Consider the following 23,612-nt stretch of genomic DNA (forward strand, 5'->3'; position numbering starts at 1 on the left):
GTGAGTGAACACATCATCGATCGCCCACAGGGGCAGCAAATCTTCTGCAAATCAGAAGGTGAAGGCGCGCCATTAGTGCTGCTGCACGGGCTTGGAACACATATGGGCATCTGGGATGGATTGTTGCCATATTTACCCCCTAACTTGCGAATAATCAGATGCGATATTCGCGGGCATGGCCGCTCAAGCGCACCCGATGCCCCCTACTCAATGGGCCAGTTAATCAGCGACATTGAAGCGGCTTTGGGTCATCTACGTGTGCAGGATGCAGTGGTGCTTGGAACGTCTATCGGCGGGATGATTGCACAAGGGCTTGCAGTCAAGCGGCTTGATCTTGTACGCGGGCTGATCCTGTCCAACACGGCAGCAAAAATTGGAAATGCTGACCACTGGCAAGACCAGATTGATGCGTATCGCGCGCACGGGCTAAGCAATTCCGCTGACAGTATTTTGCAGAAATGGTTCAGCCGCGATTACGCGATGTTCAATCAGACCCGCAATTTTCGCCAGATGCTTTTGTCGACCCCTTTAGAGGGCTACCTTGGCTGCTGTCATGCGATCAAGGGCACGGATTTCTACACACCAACAAGCGCATTACGATTGCCAACTTTGGGGATCGCCGGTTCGGAAGATCAAGTAACTCCACCGGACTTGGTCCGCGAAACGCTTGATGTCATTCCTGGGTCGAAATTTCACCTGATGCGACGTGTCGGTCATTTACCTTGCGTTGAAGCGCCCAAAGCCTATGCAGAAGTGATCACGCAGTTTCTAAAAGACATAGGCCACATATGAACATCTCCGAAACTGCGCAGCAGCCAATCAAAAGCACACGCCTACCCTTTGTTTTCATATTGATCACGCTAACGCTTGACGCGATGGGGATTGGCTTGATCTTGCCAGTAATGCCCGATCTCATCCGCGAAGTAAGTGGTGGCACTTTGGGAACAGCCGCGATTTGGGGCGGTATTTTGGCCACAACTTTTGCTGTGATGCAGTTTGTTTTTGGGCCCGTTTTGGGATCACTGTCCGACCGTTTTGGCCGAAGGCCGGTTCTATTAATCTCACTTTTCGTCATGGCAGTGGACTATTTGGTGATGGCGCTTTCTGGCACCATTTGGTTGCTGTTTTTAACCCGCGTTGTGGGTGGGATTACCGCCGCGACCCAATCCACAGCGGCCGCATTCATTGCCGACATTTCCGCGCCAGAGAAAAAATCTGCCAACTTTGGGCTGATCGGCGCCGCTTTTGGTATCGGCTTTGTGTTGGGCCCCGCAATAGGCGGACTGTTGGCTGAGTTCGGAACCCGCGCGCCGTTTTATGCCGCCGCAAGTCTTGCTGCGATGAACCTTGTTCTGGGCTATTTTGTATTGCCCGAAACTGTGACGGATGCGATACGCCGCCCCCTTGATTGGCGACGCGCCAACCCGCTTGGAGCGCTATTGCAGATTAGCAAACTGAAGGGGGTCACAGCGCTACTCACACTCTTTTTCGTTTATGAGTTTGCCTTCATCGTCTACCCCGCCACATGGGCTTATTTCACCCAAGAACGGTTTGGATGGGCGCCCTCAATGGTGGGCGTGTCACTGGCATCGTTCGGGATTTCGATGGTCATCGTCCAAGGATTTCTGATCCGCTGGGTCATCCCAAAATTTGGCGAGGTAAATACAATCATCTACGGCTTTGTCTTCAACGGGCTGGCGTTTGTGTTCCTATCAAGCGTCAGTCTGGGATGGCTGGTGCTGGCCTTCACTCCCGTGACCGCCTTTGGTGCCGTTGTGACACCCGCACTTCAAGGGTTGATGAGCCGCGCGGCAGGCGCAGATCAGCAAGGAGAGCTGCAAGGCGTCATAGCTTCGGCCAAGTCCTTGGCAATGATCTTGGCACCGCTGGTCTTAACGTGGCTCTTTTATCACTTCACAGATGACGTTGGTATTTATCTGCCGGGGGCCGCATTTGCACTGTCCGCAGCCCTAATGGTGTTGTGTTTCTTTGTCTTTTTGGGCTGGAGGCGCGGTCAGTCGTAAAGCGGAAAACAGCGCAGAGTACCGCTACGGAAGTTTCCCATTGCCATTAGTGTAAACTTTAGATTACAGTTACTATGTAATTAAGGATTTACACTTTGAGAGACGAAACCATCAGCATCGCGCAACGCACTGCCCCACTGGCAGAAGATACTGCGCAATATCTCAAAACGCTCGGGCATGCTGGACGATTGATGATCATGTGTCATTTGGCAAACGGTGAGAAATCTGTCGGAGATCTCGAAGAGTTGCTTGGTATCCGTCAATCTGCTGTCAGCCAGCAATTGGGCCGTTTACGCGCCGAAGGCATGGTCCGGACGCGGCGTTCAGGTAAAGCAATCTATTACTCGCTGTCGGACAATCGCGCGATTGATGCCATTAATTGTGTGCTTCAACACGGCGCCTAATCCGACTTCGCTAAACCACTTCCTCTATTCAAAAAAATAAAAAAAGCCGCGAAGGGTCTCCCCTGCGCGGCTGTTGTTTTTGTCTATCTGCACACAGAGTTTACGCGGCCGATGAAATCCGGGGCACCAGCGCTTTGACAAGGTCCCGCATATCCAGCTGACCTACGGGCGTCTCACCATCGAGAACACGGTAAATATTGGACGTATCCCCCTCAGACAACGCGATCAGACTTTCAAGGTTGTCCGTCAGCTGTACATCGCCTGAGAACTTCTTGGCAGACAATGCGCCCATCACAGATTTCACCCGCAACACACGCGCGCGGTTAATATCCGAGACAAAGTCCTCAATGTAGGGGTCAGCTGGGTTAAGCAGAATACCCTGCGGCTCACCCTGCTGCACGACTGCGCCGTCTTTCAGGATCACCAAGTGATCAGCAAGTTTAAGCGCTTCATCTAGATCGTGCGTGATAAAGATGATGGTCTTTTGCAATTCTGCTTGAAGCTCCAACAGCAGGTTCTGCATATCCGTGCGGATCAGTGGATCAAGAGCAGAGAATGCCTCATCCATCAACATGATATCCGTGTTCGCAGTCAACGCACGGGCGATCCCCACACGCTGCTGCATCCCACCAGAAAGCTGTGATGGATAGCGGTTCTCATAGCCGCCCAAACCCACACGGTCCAACCACTTGGCCGCCTCTTTTTCTTGGGTCTCAACATCCATACCGCGCACGTTGAGTGACATAGCAGCGTTCTGCAAAACAGTCCGGTGCGGCAGAAGAGCAAACTTCTGAAACACCATAGACATCCGCTCTTGGCGAAGGGCGCGCAGACCGCTTTCCGACTGCTTCATCACGTCATCGCCGTCGATCAAGATTTCGCCCGCAGTTGGTTCAATCAAACGGTTTAGGTGACGGATCAGCGTAGATTTACCCGAGCCGGACAAACCCATCACAACCGTGATTTCACCGGCCTGCATATCAACGTTGATATCTTGCAGGCCAAGAACGTGTTTGTGCTCGGCCAGCAACTCTTCTTTACCCATGCCGCCATGAACGTGGGGCATCATTGCTTCCGGCTCAGAGCCGAAAATTTTGTACACTCCGCGCAGGCGGACTTTTGGTTCTTGTGTCATGTGTCCTGCTCCGGATCAGTTTTGGTTGCGACCCATGTCCACGCGGGACAGGGCAGCTTTTGAGGTGCGATCAAGGATAACCGCCAACAGCACGATGCCGATACCCGCAACAATACCCACACCCAATTCAAGGTTACGGATACCGCGCAGCACAAGCACACCAAGGCCAGGTGCAGACACAAGTGACGCAATAACAACCATCGCAAGGCTCATCATAATGGTCTGGTTCACCCCAGCCATAATGTTGGGCAACGCCAATGGAAGTTGTACTTTGATAAGTTTCTGACGGTTGGTCATGCCAAACGCGTCGGCAGCTTCGATCACGTCTTTGTCCACAAGGCGAATGCCCAAATCGGTCAAACGAATGATCGGCACGATCGCATAGAGGATGATCGCAATACCGTACAGTTTGGACTCGGTGACCGAGAACAAGAAGATCAGCGGGATTAGATAAACGAACGATGGCAAGGTTTGCAGCAAATCAAGCACCGGAATAGACGCCCGCTGCATCGTGTCGGATTTCGACATCGCAATGCCAATAGGCACGCCAAGTATGACCGACAGCCCCGTACAGACAAAAATAATCGCCAAGGTCTGCATCGCCACGTCAAGGTGATCAATGAAGCCAAGAAACAAGAAGGAAAGTGCGACAAACACTGTCACCGCAAAGGATCGCGCAACGTACCATGTCAAAAGGACCAACAACGGGATCATCACGAACCACGGCACAGCCTGAAACAGCCAAAGCGCCCCATCAAGGGCCCAAGACAGCGGTTGTGTGATCGGATCAAGCACCAGCTTCAGTGATGATTTCGCCGCCAAAAATGCTTCTTCGATGCCCGCTGTCAGGTCGCGTGTCTGGCTGACCGTGCCGCAGCTTTCGTTCAACGCATCGAGAGACGGGAAAGGAACCCCCTCGCCGCCTTCGTCATTGCCGGCTTGCGCCAGCAAATCTGCCATCGATAGCGGTGCAGCGCTTGTATCGCTGTTGCACCATTCCCGGAGCCCGAGCCCGTCAAAGACCCAATCATAAAATGCCATGTTTTCCCGTTCCCTGTTGCAGACCTCTTGCTCTCAAAAAGAGCGGATCCTTAAAATAGCAACGCCCGCGCAAATCGGCGGGCGCTGCTGTGTCGACCTTAACGCTTACTGAAGCAGTGCGGAAAGCTTTTCTTTTGCTTCCGCGTTCAGCCAGTTGCTCCAGACGTCTTTGTTGTTCGTCAGGAAGTAAACTGCGGCTTCGTCGTAGCTTGCGTTATTGTCCGCTTGCCACGCCAAAACTTCACCCATCTGCGCGTTCGTGAAGCTTACGTTGCTCATCAATTCTACAATCTCTGGCTCACGCTCAGTCAGCGCGCCGGAAACGGCAGTTTTCACTTTAGCTGTCGGGTATGCTGACAGTGTTGGTGTCGCGCAATCCGGTGTGCCGTTACACGCGTGCGCTTCTGGATCATGCGCACCTACATCAACGCGGACCATCGGGTATTTGCCAAGCACAGATGTCGGCGCCCAGTAGTAACCAAACCATGGCTCTTGCTCGGAATATGCAGCAGCAATCGCAGTAGCAAGCGTTTCACCTGAACCGTGCTGGAAGCGCTCAATACCGCTACCCTCAAGGTTGACCGCTTTGATGTTGTTGTTGTTGATGACATCGCACGCCCAACCCGATGGACAGTCGTGGAAGCGCGCACCGACCAACTCAGGGTTTGCCATAACGCCTTCAAGGGTCAGCAGCTCTGGGTGCGCATCCGCAAGGTACTGCGGGATCCACCAGCCTTCAACGCCGCCGTCTGACAGAACATCTGCAACTTCGACCAACTTACCCGATGAGACAAGCTCTTCGTAAACAGGTGTTGAATTGACCCAAGTTTCAGTAACGATGTCCGGCTCGCCGGTTTCAGCAACAGATGTCAGCGCAGGCACAGTCGAGGACGGCACAACAGTCACGTTACAACCGTAACCCTGCTCCATCAGGAATTTTGATACAGATGTCACAACCGCCGAAGACGCCCAATCCATCTCGGTAATGGATACATCACCGCAGTCTGCCATCGCTGTGGTCCCCATGAGGCCCATCGAAGTCGCGGCAACAACGCCAAGTAATGTCTTTTTCATTTCAGTCTCCCGTTTGAACTTCAGCACGTTCGTTTTAAGTGAAGTTTCCCTTCACGCGCGCCGTTGCCCTTAGCCTTTAACAACGAGACCTGAGCTACAAGGGGGATTCGGTCAAAAAACGTCAAAAATGTCGTTTTTGCGCATCTGCACTGCCAAAACCGACAGTGATCCGCCCATTTACTACACATTCAGACCTGTGAATTGCATTTCAACGGTCATCCACAGGTCAATCGGGTGCGCATTAGCGACTTACTCATCGCTAAAATCCCAAAAATTCCCCATGAACTTGCAGTTTTTTACTCTCATACAAAATTTCTCAGCCTGAAATTTACTAACTCACGCGGTTAATTTTCTGATCCGGCCACAGCACCACTGATCAAATTCATTTGCATTAGCTTCTCATCCAAACTGGCCCGCGGCGCTGCGCAAGCGTCCAAAAACGACACGCGTGCTTCTGCAACAGTTCGGGCATAGGCAACTGCCGCCTCCGGCGTAACTGCTTGAAACGAAACCTGTGCACCTGACCGCATTTGAGCAAACCGATCAGTCTCGCACGACAAAACAGTCGCAATCTTGGGATAGCCTCCCGTTGTTTGATGATCTGCCAACAAAACAGTCGGCACACCGTCGCCCGCCACTTGAACAGAGCCACGCACGATCGGCTCAGACGGGATGCCCAGCGCCTCATCCAACACAACCGAAGGCCCATCCAAGCGAACCCCCATCCGGTCAAACGCATCCGTCAGTTTATACGTACTGCCCAAAAACACCTCCGCCGCGTCATCCGCAAAATGACGGCCCTGTGGACTTGGCGTCACCAAAACAGGCGCGGTTTGATTAGGCTGTGGAGGGGCGTCATAGCTGCCCTCACGGGCGCTACGCACCTCCGCGTTTTCGACGCGCAGCACATCGCCTGTGCGAACGGCACCGCCACCAAGCCCTGAAATCGCGTGGGTCGCAAAACTGTCCAACCACTTGGGTCGCGCCAGATCACCTGCAAAAGCCAGATAACACCAACTCCCCCATGTGCCCGCCTGAACGCGCAACCGATCACCTGCACGCAGCGTTGCCACGTGCCAGCCCCCTGCAAAACCACCACCTGCTTGAGCATAGCTGACCTCGCCCTCAACACATTCAAGCACGAGCCCGCCCAACGTCACTTCAATCGCTGCAGCGGCAGCACGATTAGCAATCATCACCTGCGCCGCAGCAAACGCCAACCGGTCCATAGGCCCAGACGCTGGAACCCCGTAGCGCATATGGCCAAAGCGACCTGCGTCTTGGACCGTGATCAATGGGCCAGCCGCGACCACTTTCAAAACAGCCACCGCCATTACACACCCAGCTCCGCGCGGCTGATCCGCTCATAGACCACACGGTCCCCGACCTTGAACACAAATGGATCGGGCGCATCGCTTTCAATCACGTCGAACCCAGAACGCCCAATGACCCACCATCCCGTCGGCATTGTCAGTGTCGTGATCAAAGACTGCGCGCCAGAAATGATAATGCTGCCTTTTGGAATATCGCGTACCGCAGCGGGTTTTCGCGGCAAGTGAATGCTTTGCGGCAGACCGCGCAAATAGGCATATCCTGGTGAAAACCCATACATCTCAACCCGCATTTCAGACCCCAAATGTGCTGCGATAACAGCCTCAACACTCTGGTTTGTCAGTCTCGCCACTTCCAGTAAATCAGGGCACAATTCCGGATCGTAACACACGGGCACACGGTGGACCTGAGGCGTTCTGCTGGCGGCAGCATCTGGCTTTAACGCCTGAACAGCCGCCGTGACCGCGCCGTGATCTGTTTGAATAGGATCAAACGCCACCAACAAATTAATCAATGCGGGCACGACCTCGACCACGCCGTTGATATCTGCCGCCGCGATTGCCTCAGCCAAAGCGCAAATCGCTGCATGGGTCCGCTCGTCTGCGACCTCCCCAAGCTGAAAGAGCACCGCCCCTTCACCAACTGACGTTGCTTTCATCATTACTTAGCCTTGGATAAACGAGCGAATTTCGACGCCCTGCGCCGTCAAACGCTTTCGTATTTGCGAGGCCATCTCAACGGCTTCTAGCGTGTCGCCGTGCACGCAAATTGAGTGCGCCTCAAGAGCAATAGATCCACCACCGAGCACCGGCATTTCACCGCTTTCCAAGAACGCAATCAACCGGTCAGCCGCGAAAACAGGATCATGTATCACCGCACCTTCTTCGCTGCGCGGCACCAACTCGCCGTTGGCCTGATACGCGCGGTCGGCAAATATTTCCGAGTAAACCTGATGACCCCGCGCCTTGGCTTGTTGTTCAAGCACAGTCCCAGAAATCGCTAAAACAGGCAGTGCGCCAACCCCATCAAGAATGGCATTCGAAACCTCCGCATCCCGCGCAGCCAAATTGGCAAGAGCACCGTGCGGCTTAACGTACGCGACACGCGCTGAGGTCAATTGCGCGACCCCGCTCAACGCCCCAATTTGTGCTGCAACCATATGAGAGATCTGCGCAGCCGCCATAGGAATAACACGGCGCCCAAAGCCAAGTGGGTCCGCATACCCGGGATGCGCGCCAACACAAACCTCGTTTGACGCCGCTTCACCAAGTGTGGCGTGCATCGTGTCGGGATCGCTCGCGTGCCCACCACAGGCCACATTCGCACTGCTTACCAACCCCAATATCCGCGCATCATCGCCCATCCGCCAAGGGCCATAGCCCTCACCAAGATCAGAATTGAGATCAATATACTTTGTCATGAGACAGCGTCCTTGAGTGAGGTGGCAAAATTTTAAGGCCATCAAAGACATTTACCGTGCAGGGTACAAGAGGTGGGAAAAAAACACTGGCGATCCCTGAAGGACTCGAACCCTCAACCTGCTGATTAGAAGTCAGCTGCTCTATCCAGTTGAGCTAAGGGACCGCTTGGGTGTTGGCATAGCGCTTTGGGTGCAAGCTGCGCAAGGGTGGTGTGCGTTTGTTTATACTCACGTAAGTTCCGAACACCAGAAACGGCAGGTAACCCTAGTGCGTCCAAGCGCCTCGGCGGTTTACAGCGAAATTCTCGGAGTAGCCAGCAGCACGCACGTTAGGGCGGCGCGTTTTAGGCTCTTGCACAACTGCCTCAATACCGTTGTCGCGCGCATAATCGACCGCATCTTCTTTGCTGTCGAACGTCAGCTTCACTTGGCTTTGGGTATCATCAGATGAGGTCCAGCCCATCAACGGATCCACATCGCGCGACGAGGCTGCAGCAAATTCCAGCACCCATTTACGCGTTTTTGCTGTGCCCGAAGACATGGCAGTTTTGGCTGGCTTATAAATACGTGCGCGCATGGTGAACCCTCAGACGTTGGCTGATGCCTATATCCATAACTCTGCGGGTAAATGCAATATCTGGCATACATCGGTTTGAACTAAGGTTTGACGCTGAAGCGAAAACTCTGAAACGACCGTGGGAGATAGGGGAATGAACCGCTCAGTCCAGGCTACACTCCAGCGCCTACCTTTATCATATTCCAATTTTCGCATTTAAGCGAGCTATTTGTTTGATCAACATCCAGCGGCTCCCTTGAACCCACGGTAGAAGGCGTCACATTGTATGCTGACCAAAGGGAATCGCTCATGTCTTACGCCCATTCAGATAGCCAGCCACCACGCCCGACAGCGCCCGTTTTGGCAAATCCCGCGCCAGACGTGAAAACCCGTGACAAGCTGGAGGGCGGCATTTCGTTCAAGCTCAACACCGAGTTTGAACCCGCGGGCGACCAACCCACGGCCATCAAAGAACTGTCGACTGGTGTGCTGAACGGCGACCGCGATCAGGTGCTGCTTGGCGCAACAGGCACCGGCAAAACATTCACTATGGCAAAAGTGATTGAGCAAACGGGACGCCCCGCGATCATCCTTGCGCCTAACAAAACGCTGGCCGCCCAACTTTATGGGGAGTTCAAAGGCTTTTTCCCCGATAACGCAGTCGAGTATTTCGTCAGCTATTATGACTACTATCAACCGGAAGCCTATGTAGCGCGCTCTGATACTTACATCGAAAAAGAGAGCCAGATTAACGAGCAAATTGACCGTATGCGCCACTCTGCAACCCGTGCGCTTTTGGAACGTGATGACGTTATTATCGTGGCGTCCGTGTCGTGTATTTACGGCATCGGTTCGGTCGAAACTTATGGGGCCATGACCCAAGATATCCACGTGGGCAAAATGTACGATCAGCGTCAGGTCATCGCCGATCTGGTCGCCCAACAATACAAACGTAACGACGCGGCGTTTCAGCGTGGCACGTTTCGCGTGCGCGGAGATAGCCTTGAAGTCTTCCCTGCCCACCTTGATGATCGTGCGTGGCGGCTGTCTTTCTTCGGCGAAGAATTGGAAACCATTACTGAATTCGACCCCCTGACTGGTGAGAAAACAGACACGTTCGACAAAATCCGCATCTACGCCAACAGTCACTACGTCACCCCAAAACCTACGATGCAACAAGCGATTACGGGCATCAAAAAGGAACTGCGGGTTCGGCTTGATCAGTTGGTGGCAGATGGCAAATTGCTTGAAGCGCAGCGCCTTGAACAGCGCACGAATTTCGATCTTGAGATGCTGGAAGCCACTGGGGTTTGCAACGGGATCGAGAACTATTCACGCTATCTGACAGGCCGCGCACCGGGCGAGCCGCCCCCCACACTGTTTGAATTCATCCCAGACAACGCCATTGTTTTCGCTGACGAGTCCCATGTCTCTGTGCCGCAAATCGGCGGCATGTACAAAGGTGACTTCAGACGCAAAATGACGCTGGCCGAGCACGGCTTCCGCCTTCCGTCTTGCATGGACAACCGCCCCCTCAAATTTGAGGAATGGGATGCGATGCGGCCCCAGTCTGTCTTTGTGTCAGCTACTCCAGCCGCTTGGGAAATCGAACAAGCAGGCGGCGTATTCACAGAACAAGTCATCCGCCCCACAGGCCTTTTGGACCCCGTCATCGAAATTCGCCCCGTTGAGACACAGGTGGATGACCTTTTGGATGAAATCCGCCGCGTTGCAGCGGATGGCATGCGGGTGCTGGCCACGACATTGACCAAGCGCATGGCCGAGGACCTGACGGAGTATCTGCACGAACAAGGGATTCGCGTACGCTACATGCACTCAGACATCGATACGATTGAACGGATTGAGATTTTGCGCGACCTGCGCCTTGGGGCATTTGATGTACTGGTGGGGATCAACCTGCTGCGTGAGGGTCTCGACATTCCCGAATGTGGGCTTGTGGCAATTCTTGATGCGGACAAAGAGGGCTTTTTGCGCTCGGAGACGTCATTGGTGCAGACCATCGGCCGCGCGGCGCGAAACGCCGAAGGCCGCGTGATCATGTACGCGGATAAAGTTACCGGCAGCATGGAGCGCGCCATGGGCGAAACCGAACGCCGCCGCACCAAGCAAATTGCGTATAATGAAGAACACGGCATCACACCTGAAACAGTGAAGAAAAACGTCGAAGACGTGCTGGCCGGTCTCTACAAAGGCGACGTGGATATGAACCGCGTGACAGCGACCATCGAAAAACCGATGGCCGGTGATAATCTTGCGGCACATCTTGATGGGCTGCGCGAAGACATGCGCAAAGCCGCCGAAAACCTTGAGTTTGAAGAAGCCGCCCGCCTGCGTGACGAGGTGAAGCGTCTTGAGACTGTAGATTTGGTGGTGTCCGACGATCCTCTGGCCCGCCAAGCAGTTGTTGAGAAAGCAGTTGATGATGCGCAAAAAGCATCGGGCCGCTCAACCGCAGGACGTGCCGGGCAACGGGGCGGAACAAAGCGCAGCAAACGGCGCTAGATCGCCTTTTGACAAAACGAACATACGCAGCGGGTTTTTCACCGCTGCGTAACTGAGCGTTAAGACATGCTGTCGTAGCAAGCTTGCATGAGTATGCACCGCACCTTTAGCCCCTCGACGGATTGGCAAACGCCAACCAGCATCACCCTGTCGCACATCGACCGGATGGAGCGTGATTTGCGCACCCTGCGCCGTGATCTGTTCGATCATCCGCGTGAGATGACAGGGCCTGTGACGGTGAAACTTGTGCAGACAGAAATTGCGCTGCAGGAACTCCGTCTTGAGGTGACAAAACTTGGCCACGCTAACTAGCGAACGCAGCCAAGAACCAATGCTAGACAGGCGTGTCGCACCGCATCGTCACATTAGCCCGCCCCCTAGTGGACTGACCCCACTTTAGTCGTACTTCAGATTTATCCGCGCCTTGTTCAACTTGCGCCCAAGGTTGAATGAACACGTCTGTGCTACCAGATTTTGTTTGCTCAACGGGCTGCACCGACTGAACTGCACGGGCCCACCCATCAAAGGGTAACCGCCCTGATGCAGATACGTTCCACGTTGCAGCATCGGTGTTTTGGTCATGATTTATCACAACAGGATTGATCGTAACTGTGCCAACATTGTTGAACGTGTTGCCATCAAAAACGATATTTCGATACCGCCCTTTAGCCAGATCAGCGCGGCTTGTATCAACCCGGTCGGCACGTTCGACATTGCCGTTTACCGCCTTGAAAACATTACCTTGAACCGACAATCCTTGGATAAAATGCCCCGCACCATAAGGGGACACAACCAGCCATGAAAAGTCAGATCGCGAGTTGAGCGATATGAAAAAATTGCCGGAAATTGTCAGCCCACCAAACGAGAACTGGTTGGCAAAATCCGGAAAGGCCTCGTGCTCGTTGGTCATCTCAATATAGTTATTGTCGATATAGTTACCCGTAACAGCACTCATACAATTCGGTTGCGTGAAAATCAGGCCAGCCTTGCGGATACCGTTTGAACCAGCATCCCCATGAAACCAATGATTGCCCGTCACCAAATTGCCTGCGCCAGACAAAACCGCGAAATGCTCAAACAACACGACGCGGTTGTTGCGCAGCTTGGGATCATTCGAATTGACGTTCAGCGCAGTTGTCACACGGTCTTCAACCTGAAGCGACTGCTCGTTCGACAGAAACTGACAACGGTCAACAATCATCCCCTGACAGCCGCGATCAACAGACGTGATCCCGCGGCTTTTGGGTTTGTTGATCAAGCAATCAAGCACTTCGAACACAACACCATCGGGCGCCAACATGATGCCACTTGCACGGCCTGAACACTGTAGTTGGATGTTGTTCAAAACCATTTTCGATAGTTTTTCAAAACCACTAAAATCAAGCATATATTTGAAACGCGTGAACGTATAAATCTGGCTTGCCGCAGCTCCGAACAGCGGTTGGCATAGGGTCAACGTGTTTGCACTGGGGTTCACGGACGCCACATAAACCTCACGGCCAACCCCGTTTCCACTTACCAACGACCCCACCTTGATAGACGCGGCGTTCACCACATTGCGCAGTTTATACGGATCGTTCGGGTCATAGCTGGCACTTGCTGTCACCACATCATCGGCCCAGGCTGTGCTATCACGGGCTTCAAACATACCGTTTGCAATGACGCGCCGGACCTCAAACCGCGCACGATTAGGCACCAAAGCGGCCATATCAAGCGGTTCAGTCAATTGAACCTGCCGGCCACACAGGTCAAAAACCTCATGATCTGCCCCGTTAAGCAGGGCCTGAAACCCCTTTTTGAAACCCACAACTTCGTCGCCAAACGCATCGGCATAAGTCGGCAGATCGAAAGAGCGCCTAAGAACAAAACGGTGCTCAGGCAATTGGGTGATCTGGCCTTCAAAACGGATCTTGCTGTTGATCGTCACATCGCGGCCCATCCAGAAAACGCCGTCCGTCACCAAAACAGTACGCCCCTGCGCTGCTGCATCAGCCGCCTCAATCGCATCAGCATCATCAGCCACACCGTCCCCAATTGCACCGAAATCCCGCACGTCCAAAACATCAAATGTTTGGCTAAAGAAAAGCGGCGTCACATCTTCGATCTTAAGGTCATCAATGCGGATTACGCCACCGACTGGCCCCGTCAAATCTAGGCCGATATGCGCATATTCAGCGTTCATTCCCCACGCCATATCCACCCCGGGACGACTGCCCTGCCCCACGATAGCAGACACCTCAATCACGTTTCCGTAGGTTTGCAACGTCAGCGCTGCCCCAGCCAGTTGCACCCCAGTCAAAGCATCATCCGAGGCATCAAAGACAGAGCCCGCAATCTGCACAGATGGCCGACTGCCGCTTACCGCTTTGATGCGCGCGCTCACTTTGTAGTAGCAACCCGTGGCAAGTGCGGTTTGGCCCGTGAACCGCAATCGTTGGGTGCCGCCTTGGTTTTTTGTCAGCTGAAGGCAACTGCCAAAATCAGGATCAGATGGCACGACCACAGCACTGCTGTAGCTGGCGTAGGTTTCTGTTCCAAAAGTCCCATCTTCACGGGACCACTGGCCCAAGCCTTGCGAGAACGGTGCCGGAGACAAGCTAAAGCGGTCAGTAATTGCCATATTCATGAACGATATCCTTTCGTGGAACCTTGGCGTCAGACATGAAAAAAACCGCACAAACGGGACGTCCGTTTCTGCGGTCTCATAATGTCAGCGCGGGCGAGTTAGTCTGCTCTATGTGACCAACCTAGCGTCCGTTCGTTAAGCACACCTTAGGCAAGCGAACGCGCCAATAGTGACGCGCGCAACACCTAAACGCCCACGTCCGGGGCTTCCAACACCTGCACGGCAGCAATTTTCCAACCCGCTTCCGTTTGCAGCATCATATAATCAAGGACATGCTGACCACCGGCCGCATCTGTCACGCGGACTTGTTGCCAAACATGGCCATTCAGCACTCGCAATTCACCGAACCCAACCTGATCGTTGTTCCAAACCATAGGGTAGCCACGCTCAACCATCCGCCCGAATGCATTGGGGTCTTGCCCAAACATTCGGCGAATATTCGGAGCCGCAAACGTCCACGCGCCGTCCACATTACCGTCGCGAAAGGCATCCATCTGATTTGAAATGGTATTTTGAATATCACGCGTTGGCGTATCTTGCGCTACGGCAAGCCCCGCCCACACACAAAAGACCAGACCGACTAAAATACGAACCATGTGGACCTCCTCTGACTGTACCAAAAGCTAAGTCAGAGGAGCGCTAGGTCAATTAATCAACGCACCGTCCAGGGCTTCGTCGATCAAATTTGCCGTTTCATCAACGCCGTAGAGCGCGATAAATCCACCAAAGCGTGGCCCCTGAGTAGCCCCAAGAAGCACTTCATAAATCGCGCCAAACCAATCACGAAGCGGCTCAAACCCGTGGTTCTTACCAACAGCAAAGACAATTGATTGCAGGTCCTCGGCACTGGAGTAATCCAACTCAGCCACTGGATCATCTTTGCCCATTGCTGCGTTTTTCGTCTCAATCATGTGACGTGCCAACGCGGGATCACGCAGCGCCGCTGCCATATCCGCCAAAGCCGCACGTTCTTGATCTGTTGGTGCGCGGTAGGTTTTCTCGGGCTTCACAAAGTCGTTGTAGTACGCAACCGCATAGCCTGCCGCCGCATCCAAATCGGGATGGGTTTCCGCGGACGCTTCAGGCGCATAGCGCTGAATAAAGCCCCACAATTGCTCTTTACCCTCGGCATTGGCCACAGCCGCAAGGTTCAACAACATTGAGAACGGCACAACCATGTCAGACTTAGGCGCAGTCTCACCATGGATGTGGAAAATCGGATTCGCCAGCTTTTGCTTGGCATCTTGGTCCTCATAACCGCGCAATTGTTGATGATACTCATCCACCATTTTGGGAATCACATCAAAATAGAGGCGTTTAGCCGTCTTTGGCTTCTGATACATAAAATACGACAGGCTTTCGGGCGCCGCATAGGTCAGCCACTCTTCCATCGAAAGGCCATTGCCTTTTGATTTCGAGATTTTCTGACCAAGTTCATCATTAAACAACTCATACGACAGGCTTTCGGGTGCTGGCGCACCAAGGGCGCGACAAATTTTACCCGATTGGACAACGCTGTCGATCAGGTCTTTGCCAGACATTTCATAATCCACCCCAAGGGCAGCCCAACGCATCGCCCAATCGGGTTTCCATTGCATTTTCACGTTACCGCCGGTGACGGGCACTTCGATACGCTCGCCATCAGGCTCTTCATAAACGATCGTGCCTTTCGCCACATTCCGTTCAAGCGTTGGCACCTGAAGCACGTGGCCTGTTTTCGGGCTTACGGGCAGAAAACACGAATATGTGGCGCGGCGTTCTTCACCAAGTGTCGGCAACATGATCTCTTGGATTTTATCAAAGCGCTCTAGGGCCGTCATTAGCGCTTCATCGAACTTCCCGCCAGTGTAGTAGTCAGTTGATGAGGCAAACTCATACTCAAACCCGAATCCGTCCAGAAAATCACACAGACGCGCATTGTTGTGCTGCGCAAAACCTTCATGGCACCCAAACGGATCGCGCACTTTAGTCAGCGGCAGGTTGAGGTCCTGCAACAGCTCTTCTTGCATCGGAACGTTGGTCGGCACTTTACGGAACCCGTCCATATCGTCGGAGAAACAAATCAGCTTCGTCGGAATATCGCACAAAACTTCAAAAGCGCGACGCACCATGGTCGTACGCGCAACCTCACCAAAAGTCCCGAGATGCGGCAGCCCCGACGGGCCGTATCCCGTTTGGAACAATACATAACCCTTCTCTGGGTCTTTACCCTTAAGCCGTTTTAGCACCCGACGCGCTTCTTCAAAAGGCCATGCTTTGGACTGTTGGGCTTCGTCGCGCGAAAGGCTCATCTGGGTATCTCCGGTTTTGATCATCGGTGTACGTAATTGGACGCAGCGAGGGCGCGCAGATTAGCCGCGCGGTGGCACAACCCCGCGCACCATGCGCACTCCCTATTGCGAGGGCGGCCAGCCGTCAATAAACCAAGGGCAGAGCAGTCCAAAAGGAACACCCCTCGTGAACGCACAAGCCCCCCTAACGGCCCAAGACAGCCTTGCCGCACTGATGATCGCCGTTTCCGCGAGCGATGAAGATATTCGCACGGCTGAACTCGTGAAAATCACCAATATTGTGAACAACTTACCCGTCTTTTCGGGATATGATCCAGAACGCCTTCAAACAATCGGGCGCACCGTTTTTGACTTGTTCGATCAAGAAGACGGGCTGGACGCGCTCTTTGGCTTGATCCGCGACGCATTGCCTCAAACCCTGTACGAAACGGCTTACGCATTATCATGCGACGTCGCAGCCGCTGACGGATCAATTGCATCGCCCGAACTGCGCATGCTTGAAGAAATTCGGTACGAACTTGAACTTGACCGATTGCACGCCGCCGCAATTGAGCGCGGCGCACGCGCGCGTCACATGACCCTGCCGACCGCGCTTTAAGCCCGCCCCCAGCGGTGCAGCAGGCGCTGCTGCATTGACTTTGCGCGCCTGTTCCAACCGGATGCACCACGGGGCCTTTCTCTGTCTGACTTTTTGATTTTACCGCGCGCACCCAGATCTGCAGAGACAATCGCAAAGGCCCGCTTTGCACCTTGCGGGGTGGTGATGTAGCCCGCCAATGTGCTGACAAAGTTTAACGTGCCAGTTTTGGCCGTCACTTCGATGCCTTGCCCGTCAACGACTTTGCCGTTCGCATCGCGCAGCTTGATCGGCTTTATCAGGGGCCCGATGGGGCCGTTTGCGGTCGCGACTAAAATCTGCACCAAATCAGACGCGCTGACCCGACTTCGATCACCAAGCCCTGAGTGATCAACCAGTTGTGCATCAACGCCAAAACGCTCCTTGGCCCATTCATTCATAGCCGAAGCAGAACTTCGAAGTGTCTTTGCACCAGAGGCCTGCAAACCAATAACTTCAGCCGTCAAGTTGGTAGAAAACTTAAGCATATCGCGGCACATCTCGGAAAGTGGCACACTTGCATGCTGGACCAGAATACGCCCCTTTGCAGGGCGATCAGTCACCTGACCGGTGGGAAGCGAAATTCCCTTGGCGCGGGCAAGTTGACCAAAAACATCAGCTGCATAAAGCGCGGGTTGGCGAACCGGCAACCACCGCGCGCCACCCCCACCAAGTGCAGACCGGCTGACCGTCCAAGCATCACGCCCCTTTTCAAGAGCGTATCCGTAAACAGGAAAGTCACGCGAAACGATGCGCATCGTTGCCATCTCTACCGCAGGAGCATGACGTTTTGCGCGGGCATCCATGGTGGTACGATATCCATCCGCGCCGCGTCGCCATTCGAAATGCACACGATTGAAGTTCAGGTTCACGCCACCGATTGTTGGGTTATATCCCAAATAATCAGGCTGATCGCGGTCAATAAACAGAATAGCCGGTAGCGCGCTGTTTTGAACGTAAAAGCTGCCATCAATCCTGCGCACACCGCTACTGTGAAGATCGGCAACCATGCGGCCAAGATCATCGGTATTCAACGTCGGATCACCGCCGCCCACCAGCCACAGATCACCTCGCAACGTGCCGTCCTCAATCGCAGCGTCGCTAACAAGCCGCGTGTTAAATCGGAACCCAGCCCCAAGTCGGTCAAGCCCGTAAAGCGCTGTCAGCATCTTTGCCACTGACGCAGGCGGTAGCGCTTCATCTGCTTGAAATTGCTCAATACTTACCCCGCTTGTCGCGTCGGCAACCGCAAATCCTGTGACGCCACTAAGGCCTGCTTGGCCCACGAGATCTTTGGCAGTGGGGTCAACTTTGCGGGCAAAATCATCAGGCCTCGCAATTGGGCGCGCTGACATCGTTGGCGCAGTAGCACCGGCCGCCGTCGCCGTTGTTGCAAGAAGACCGGCCAGCAAGAACCGTCGGGAATACACACGCGTCATGCCCCGACTAAAGCCCAGCAGTTGGCGCGTGACAACTCACAATCTGCGGCGTAACCACCTGCCTTATGTTACGCGCCACTCTTTTAATGTTCCTCGCCATGTCGCTGATCCCTGCAGGGGACACGGCCGGTAAGCTTCTGTCAAATAACTACGAAGTGCACCCGCTCTGGATCGCATGGAGCCGCTTTGCCCTTGGCGCGTTGATTGCAGCGCCGTTTATGCCGCGCGGGACATGGGGTGTCCTGCGCAACCCTAAGGTAGTTTTCCGTGCTCTTCTGTTGGCTGGCGGTATTTCATGCATTCTAACAGCCCTGCGCACAGAGGACATCGCCAATGTGTTTGCTGCGTTCTTCATCGGTCCGCTGCTGTCGTTCACCCTATCGGCGTGGCTGCTCAAAGAAAAAATCACATGGGCGCAAACGGCTCTATTGCTGCTTGGGTTTTGTGGCGTCCTGTTGGTGGTCAAACCAGGCTTTGACTATTCACCGGGCCTCGGGTTCGCGGTCCTTGCGGGATGTTTTTACGGAAGTTTCCTGACCGCGTCCAAATGGCTGATAGGCGTCGCACCTGCACGCACACTTCTGCTGAGCCAACTCCTGATCCCCGCAATTATCATGCTCCCTGTCGCCGCAGTTTTCTGGCCACCGCTGAGCCTGCCCATTGTGGGTCTGGCCACTGCATCTGCTGTTGGGTCCATGTCGGGGAACTTTTTGCTGCTTTTTGCCTATGCAATGGCCGACAGCACGCGGCTGGCCCCACTGGTATATTTTCAGCTGATCGCGGCAACCGTTTTGGGATGGACGGTGTTCGGCACTTTGCCCGATACCCTGACGCTTTGCGGTTTAGTGCTGATCATCGGCGCAGGTGTCGGTGCGGCAACTTTGCGTCGCTAATCGCGCTGCCACTCGCCACGTTTTCTGATTTCGCTACTCGAAACAGACAGCATCGGTATATTCACAAACGACCATGCAGGCGCATCAGAGCGGCCCAAAAGCTGGCTTTGCCTGCCTTTCAACCGTGCGAAATCATAGATCTTGGCCGCCGGTGACGTGCGCGCCGATATACGATCACCCGGACGCGCCAGCACCCCAACAGGTGTGGTCACCAAAATACCTCGCCAGTCTTGCCAATGATGGAACTGGGCCAAATTATCGGCCCCCATCAACCAAACAAACCGCACCCCAGGATACCGCAAACGCAGCGCATCAAGGGTTTGCGCGGTATATCTGGTGCCAAGATGGGCTTCGATATCTGTCACCTCAACGCGCGGATCGCACATAACTTGGCGGGCCGCCTTCAAACGCCGTTCAAGCGGTGCGGGCCCGTGCTCTTTCAGCGGATTACCAACTGAGACCAGCCACCAAACACGGTCCAGCCCAAAGCGTTTCAACGCCTCTTTGGTGATGTGCACGTGCCCTGCGTGTGCGGGATCAAACGATCCGCCCAACAAACCAACAACTTGGCCCTGCCGCGCATATGGAAGCTTCCGTGTCATGCGCACCTTGTCGAACACCCTCACAGTCCAGTCAATGCATTGCCCCCGCGACCATGCCGCGTTATCTGGGGCCAACTTACCTTTTACTCGGAGATGTAACAGATGGCTGCCAATCAATTCGTCTACTTCATGGACGGCGTGTCCAAACAATACCCTGGCGGCAAAAAGGTGTTTGAGAACATCCGCCTGAACTTCCTGCCCGGTGTGAAAATTGGTGTAGTCGGTGTGAACGGCACAGGTAAATCCACCTTGATGCGCATCATGGCCGGTCAGGACAAAGAATTCACCGGTGAAGCATGGGCGGCAGAAGGCGCACGCGTCGGCTACCTCCCCCAAGAGCCTGATTTGGACCCAAGCCTTGATGTGCGCGGCAACGTGATGCTGGGCGTGAAGGCAAAGAAAGACATTCTGGATCGCTATAACGAATTGGCGATGAACTACTCCGATGAGACCGCCGAAGAAATGGCGCAGCTACAAGACGAGATCGACAGCCAGAACCTGTGGGACCTCGATGCGCAAATCGACGTGTCGATGGAGGCACTGCGCTGCCCTGCGGATGATGCAGACGTCACAACCCTATCGGGCGGTGAAAAGCGCCGCGTGGCCCTGTGTCAGCTTTTGCTCGATGCGCCTGACATGCTGCTGCTCGACGAACCGACCAACCACCTTGACGCCGAAACAATCGCATGGCTGCAACAGCACCTGATCGATTACAAAGGCACCATCCTGATTGTTACCCACGACCGTTATTTCCTTGATGCAATCACCGGATGGATTCTGGAACTGGACCGCGGCTCAGGCATCCCACATGAGGGTAACTATTCGTCATGGCTGGAAGCCAAAGCCAAGCGCATGGAGCGTGAAGCGAAAGACGACAAATCCAAGCAAAAGACCCTCGAGCGTGAACTTGAGTGGATGCGACAAGGCGCCAAAGCGCGCCAAGCCAAATCAAAAGCGCGGATTGCGGCTTACAACGAGATGGCCAATCAATCAGAGCGCGAAAAAGTCGGCCGCGCACAGATCATTATTCCAAACGGTCCCCGACTTGGTGACAAAGTCATCGAGATCGACAACCTCACAAAAGCCTATGGCGATAAACTTCTGATCGAAGATTTGTCCTTCTCGCTGCCTCCGGGTGGTATTGTGGGCGTCATCGGGCCGAACGGTGCGGGTAAATCTACATTGTTCAAAATGCTCACGGGCGATGAACAACCAGATGCGGGATCAGTCAGCTACGGCGACACAGTTGACCTTAGCTATGTGGATCAGTCACGTGACGCACTGCCCGACGATAAAACCGTCTGGGAAGTAATTAGCGACGGCAATGATATCATCATGCTGGGTGACGCTGAAGTGAACAGCCGCGCGTATTGTTCGTCGTTCAACTTCAAAGGCGGCGACCAGCAGAAAAAAGTCGGCGTTCTATCAGGTGGTGAGCGCAACCGCGTTCACATGGCCAAGCTGCTGCGCGCCGGTGGCAATGTCCTGCTGCTCGACGAACCGACGAACGACCTTGATGTTGAAACGCTTCGCGCCCTTGAAGATGCGTTGGTCGACTTTGCTGGGTGCGCTGTGGTCATTTCACACGATCGCTTCTTCCTTGATCGGATTTGCACCCACATTTTGGCATTCGAAGGCGAAGCGCATATCGAGTGGTTTGAGGGTGGCTTCACCGAATACGAAGAAGACAAAAAACGCCGCCTTGGACCCGATGCCTTGGAACCAAAGCGCGTCAAATACAAGAAATTCGCACGCTAAAATCCTGTTTAGCGCGACGATACATTAAGGATACGCTTGGCCAAATAGCGGCTCGGCGTATCCCAAACACCACATATCGTAGCCAGATCAGCCGCGAATTGCTGATCAAAATGCTTTCCCCGATTTCCCTTGCTTTATGAGGGTCGTCACCCCATATGGGGTTTAGCTACGTTATGCACTCGATCCCTGTCTTCCCTTACCGGCTACAGTCTTTCGATCCCTGACTAAGCCGACGTGCTGCAATTTCGCGGGCACGAATTTAAAAGGAGACACGGATATGGCTACTGGCACCGTGAAATGGTTTAACACTACTAAAGGCTACGGCTTTGTTGCACCCGATGGCGGCAGCAAGGACGTTTTCGTTCACATCTCTGCTGTTGAGCGTTCAGGCCTCACTGGTCTTGCTGACAACCAAAAAGTAACATTCGACATCGAAAGCGGCCGTGATGGCCGTGAGAGCGCGATCAACATCGCCCTCGCGTAAGTCATTGTACTTATAATGGAAAAGGCGCCCATCCAATTGGATGTGGCGCCTTTTTTTTATGTCTAGATCTAACCGTCCCATTATTAGTTCAGGACTTGGCTCCAAAACATGTAGCACGGTGTAATAAACGCAAAAGCGATACAGAATTTCGCTGAAAGACCACCCGCCCAATCCAACAAAGGTGTGCCCCCATCAGGTGTCTGATTTGCGCGCATATCTGCGACCGTCGCACTTGGGCGGTACACGCGGTTATGCGCCTGAAGGCTTTCCATAGCTTGTGCGTAGACGCGGGCTTGGCGGGTTTGTTCATCGATGTTGTGCATAGAATTCATATTGCGGCTCCTCCGGTGTTGACCCGTAACATGGAACGATTTTTCCACCCGCCAAGACCCAAACCGCAAAAAAGGCTACCAGCCGCATGACAACGGACCTTCAAGTCGTTCAACTGTCAGAAAATCAGTCTTCCAGAACGAAAGTAACTTTCAAAACAACACGGTATTCATCGATTTTACCGTCTGAAACAGTTACTTTTTGATCCTGCACCCACGCGCCCGTTACGTTCTTCAGCGTTTTCGCTGCACGCTCAACGCCGGTTTCTATTGCATCATCAAATGACTTTTTCGAACTTGCGATGACTTCGGTTACTCTTGCAACACTCATACTCGTTACTCCTTATTTACAATACTCAAAAAGCCTATGCGCCTAAGGCTTGCCCGTCTAGTCGCCATCGATCAGCGCCGCCACCGACGGCCCGACAACCTTTACAATTTGCGTGACACCCTCTGCGTTCGGATGGATTGCATCGGCCTGCATGAACGGCAGCACGTCCCCCTCAAACGCCGTGAAAAAGCCGGGGTGATAATCCGCCCCGAAACGCGCTGCGATGTCTGCGAAAATTGGATCAAACGCGGCCTTATAATCAGGTCCGTAATTTAATGGCGCTTCAATCCCCACCACCAACACAGCCGCACCGGAGTTCGCAGCCTGCTGGACAATGGTTTCCACATTCTGCCGCACAACACTTGGATCAATGCCGCGCAGCATGTCGTTGCCGCCAAGGGCAATCACAATGGCATCAACCTGCTCACTCAACGTCCAAGCGATGCGCGCCGCACCACCTTGGGTCGTATCACCAGAGACCCCCGCATTCACAAGCGTTACCTCGGTCCCGTTTGCCTGCAGCCAGCTGTCTAATTGTGGCACAAGGCCCTGCTCAACAGGCAACCCATAGCCTTGAACAAGGCTGTCACCAAAGATCACCACGGTACTTTCGGCACGCGCAGCACTGTGCCCCATGCCAAGGCCCAGACCCAAGATCGCAACAATTGTCATCATCAGGTTGCGCAGCAGCAATACCGCCCCATATCCAGTTGTGATCCCCATGAAAGGCCCCT

24 protein-coding genes and 1 tRNA gene are annotated in these 23,612 nt (G+C 54.0%); 9 read left to right on the forward strand and 16 right to left on the reverse strand.

Annotated features, from left to right (window positions below; genetic code table 11):
* The 3 genes from pcaD (at position 1) to NeNHUV3_RS05625 (ending at position 2,428) form a co-directional block, all read left to right on the forward strand.
* Positions 1–792: a 3-oxoadipate enol-lactonase gene (gene pcaD / locus NeNHUV3_RS05615; RefSeq protein WP_391483055.1), complete on the forward strand. Its 792-nt coding sequence runs from the start codon at positions 1–3 to the stop codon at positions 790–792.
* Positions 789–2,024, forward strand: a complete 1,236-nt coding sequence (locus tag NeNHUV3_RS05620) for a TCR/Tet family MFS transporter (RefSeq protein ID WP_391483057.1) — start codon at positions 789–791, stop codon at positions 2,022–2,024. The genes pcaD and NeNHUV3_RS05620 overlap by 4 nt, the downstream gene beginning before the upstream one ends.
* Before the next feature lie 95 nt (positions 2,025–2,119).
* Positions 2,120–2,428, forward strand: coding sequence for an ArsR/SmtB family transcription factor (locus tag NeNHUV3_RS05625; protein ID WP_391483058.1), 309 nt, complete (start codon positions 2,120–2,122; stop codon positions 2,426–2,428).
* A 100-nt stretch (positions 2,429–2,528) separates the two neighbouring features.
* Here NeNHUV3_RS05625 and NeNHUV3_RS05630 read toward each other — a convergent pair whose 3' ends face one another.
* From NeNHUV3_RS05630 to NeNHUV3_RS05665, 8 genes are all read right to left on the reverse strand, one after another.
* Positions 2,529–3,563 carry a betaine/proline/choline family ABC transporter ATP-binding protein gene (locus tag NeNHUV3_RS05630; protein ID WP_341247226.1) on the reverse strand — a complete coding sequence of 345 codons (1,035 nt, stop codon included), beginning with the start codon at positions 3,561–3,563 and terminating at the stop codon, positions 2,529–2,531.
* A 15-nt stretch (positions 3,564–3,578) separates the two neighbouring features.
* Positions 3,579–4,604: an ABC transporter permease gene (locus NeNHUV3_RS05635; RefSeq protein ID WP_391483060.1), complete on the reverse strand. Its 1,026-nt coding sequence runs from the start codon at positions 4,602–4,604 to the stop codon at positions 3,579–3,581.
* Between the two features lie 105 nt (positions 4,605–4,709).
* A complete protein-coding gene (locus NeNHUV3_RS05640) occupies positions 4,710–5,678 on the reverse strand; it encodes an ABC transporter substrate-binding protein (RefSeq protein WP_391483061.1) in 969 nt (322 codons plus the stop codon).
* A 344-nt stretch (positions 5,679–6,022) separates the two neighbouring features.
* Positions 6,023–7,012, reverse strand: a complete 990-nt coding sequence (locus tag NeNHUV3_RS05645) for a biotin-dependent carboxyltransferase family protein (protein WP_391483063.1) — start codon at positions 7,010–7,012, stop codon at positions 6,023–6,025.
* The gene (locus NeNHUV3_RS05650) at positions 7,012–7,671 is read right to left on the reverse strand and encodes an allophanate hydrolase subunit 1 (RefSeq protein WP_391483064.1); all 660 of its coding nucleotides are present in this window, start codon (positions 7,669–7,671) and stop codon (positions 7,012–7,014) included. The genes NeNHUV3_RS05645 and NeNHUV3_RS05650 overlap by 1 nt, the downstream gene beginning before the upstream one ends.
* Positions 7,672–7,674: 3 nt before the next feature.
* The gene (locus NeNHUV3_RS05655) at positions 7,675–8,430 is read right to left on the reverse strand and encodes a LamB/YcsF family protein (protein WP_391483066.1); all 756 of its coding nucleotides are present in this window, start codon (positions 8,428–8,430) and stop codon (positions 7,675–7,677) included.
* Positions 8,431–8,517: 87 nt separating this feature from the next.
* Positions 8,518–8,594: transfer RNA gene (locus tag NeNHUV3_RS05660), tRNA-Arg, on the reverse strand.
* A 101-nt stretch (positions 8,595–8,695) separates the two neighbouring features.
* A complete protein-coding gene (locus NeNHUV3_RS05665; protein ID WP_048598967.1) occupies positions 8,696–9,007 on the reverse strand; it encodes an ETC complex I subunit in 312 nt (103 codons plus the stop codon).
* A 288-nt stretch (positions 9,008–9,295) separates the two neighbouring features.
* Here NeNHUV3_RS05665 and uvrB point away from each other — a divergent pair, with 288 nt between their 5' ends.
* Positions 9,296–11,509 (forward strand): excinuclease ABC subunit UvrB, encoded by a 2,214-nt coding sequence (gene uvrB, locus NeNHUV3_RS05670; RefSeq protein ID WP_391483068.1) that lies wholly within the window; start codon positions 9,296–9,298, stop codon positions 11,507–11,509.
* 87 nt (positions 11,510–11,596) lie between these two features.
* Positions 11,597–11,821, forward strand: coding sequence for a hypothetical protein (locus NeNHUV3_RS05675; RefSeq protein ID WP_143081960.1), 225 nt, complete (start codon positions 11,597–11,599; stop codon positions 11,819–11,821).
* 22 nt (positions 11,822–11,843) lie between these two features.
* Here the strand turns inward: NeNHUV3_RS05675 and NeNHUV3_RS05680 are convergent, their stop codons facing one another.
* From NeNHUV3_RS05680 to NeNHUV3_RS05690, 3 genes are all read right to left on the reverse strand, one after another.
* Entirely contained in the window at positions 11,844–14,135 is a 2,292-nt protein-coding gene (locus NeNHUV3_RS05680) for a right-handed parallel beta-helix repeat-containing protein (RefSeq protein ID WP_391483070.1), read from the reverse strand.
* Between the two features lie 185 nt (positions 14,136–14,320).
* Positions 14,321–14,731 (reverse strand): DUF4864 domain-containing protein, encoded by a 411-nt coding sequence (locus NeNHUV3_RS05685; RefSeq protein ID WP_391483071.1) that lies wholly within the window; start codon positions 14,729–14,731, stop codon positions 14,321–14,323.
* Between the two features lie 48 nt (positions 14,732–14,779).
* Positions 14,780–16,426, reverse strand: coding sequence for a lysine--tRNA ligase (locus NeNHUV3_RS05690; protein ID WP_391483175.1), 1,647 nt, complete (start codon positions 16,424–16,426; stop codon positions 14,780–14,782).
* Between the two features lie 166 nt (positions 16,427–16,592).
* On the opposite strand from NeNHUV3_RS05690, the gene NeNHUV3_RS05695 reads away from it, so the two are divergent.
* Complete coding sequence (locus NeNHUV3_RS05695; RefSeq protein ID WP_074842091.1) at positions 16,593–17,024, forward strand: tellurite resistance TerB family protein; 432 nt, start codon at positions 16,593–16,595, stop codon at positions 17,022–17,024.
* Here the strand turns inward: NeNHUV3_RS05695 and dacB are convergent.
* Complete coding sequence (gene dacB, locus NeNHUV3_RS05700; protein WP_391483073.1) at positions 17,021–18,481, reverse strand: D-alanyl-D-alanine carboxypeptidase/D-alanyl-D-alanine-endopeptidase; 1,461 nt, start codon at positions 18,479–18,481, stop codon at positions 17,021–17,023. The two genes, NeNHUV3_RS05695 and dacB, sit on opposite strands and share 4 nt — an antisense overlap.
* Positions 18,482–18,567: 86 nt before the next feature.
* On the opposite strand from dacB, the gene NeNHUV3_RS05705 reads away from it, so the two are divergent.
* Positions 18,568–19,374, forward strand: coding sequence for a DMT family transporter (locus tag NeNHUV3_RS05705; RefSeq protein WP_391483177.1), 807 nt, complete (start codon positions 18,568–18,570; stop codon positions 19,372–19,374).
* Here the strand turns inward: NeNHUV3_RS05705 and NeNHUV3_RS05710 are convergent.
* Positions 19,371–19,976 (reverse strand): nicotinate-nucleotide adenylyltransferase, encoded by a 606-nt coding sequence (locus tag NeNHUV3_RS05710; protein ID WP_391483075.1) that lies wholly within the window; start codon positions 19,974–19,976, stop codon positions 19,371–19,373. The genes NeNHUV3_RS05705 and NeNHUV3_RS05710 overlap by 4 nt on opposite strands.
* A gap of 102 nt (positions 19,977–20,078) precedes the next feature.
* Between NeNHUV3_RS05710 and ettA the strand changes: the two genes are divergently transcribed.
* Both ettA and NeNHUV3_RS05720 read left to right on the forward strand, forming a co-directional pair.
* Positions 20,079–21,734 carry an energy-dependent translational throttle protein EttA gene (gene ettA, locus NeNHUV3_RS05715; protein ID WP_334067245.1) on the forward strand — a complete coding sequence of 552 codons (1,656 nt, stop codon included), beginning with the start codon at positions 20,079–20,081 and terminating at the stop codon, positions 21,732–21,734.
* 277 nt (positions 21,735–22,011) lie between these two features.
* Positions 22,012–22,218: a cold-shock protein gene (locus NeNHUV3_RS05720; protein ID WP_048598959.1), complete on the forward strand. Its 207-nt coding sequence runs from the start codon at positions 22,012–22,014 to the stop codon at positions 22,216–22,218.
* Between the two features lie 83 nt (positions 22,219–22,301).
* Here NeNHUV3_RS05720 and NeNHUV3_RS05725 read toward each other — a convergent pair whose 3' ends face one another.
* From NeNHUV3_RS05725 to NeNHUV3_RS05735, 3 genes are all read right to left on the reverse strand, one after another.
* Positions 22,302–22,550, reverse strand: coding sequence for a hypothetical protein (locus tag NeNHUV3_RS05725; RefSeq protein ID WP_341246979.1), 249 nt, complete (start codon positions 22,548–22,550; stop codon positions 22,302–22,304).
* A gap of 124 nt (positions 22,551–22,674) precedes the next feature.
* Positions 22,675–22,878 (reverse strand): dodecin family protein, encoded by a 204-nt coding sequence (locus tag NeNHUV3_RS05730; RefSeq protein WP_048598957.1) that lies wholly within the window; start codon positions 22,876–22,878, stop codon positions 22,675–22,677.
* Positions 22,879–22,935: 57 nt separating this feature from the next.
* Positions 22,936–23,601, reverse strand: a complete 666-nt coding sequence (locus tag NeNHUV3_RS05735; RefSeq protein ID WP_391483079.1) for an arylesterase — start codon at positions 23,599–23,601, stop codon at positions 22,936–22,938.
* Positions 23,602–23,612 lie beyond the last annotated feature (11 nt).

Source organism: Nereida sp. NH-UV-3, from assembly GCF_042939535.1.
GTDB classification, from domain to species: Bacteria; Pseudomonadota; Alphaproteobacteria; order Rhodobacterales; family Rhodobacteraceae; genus Nereida; species Nereida ignava.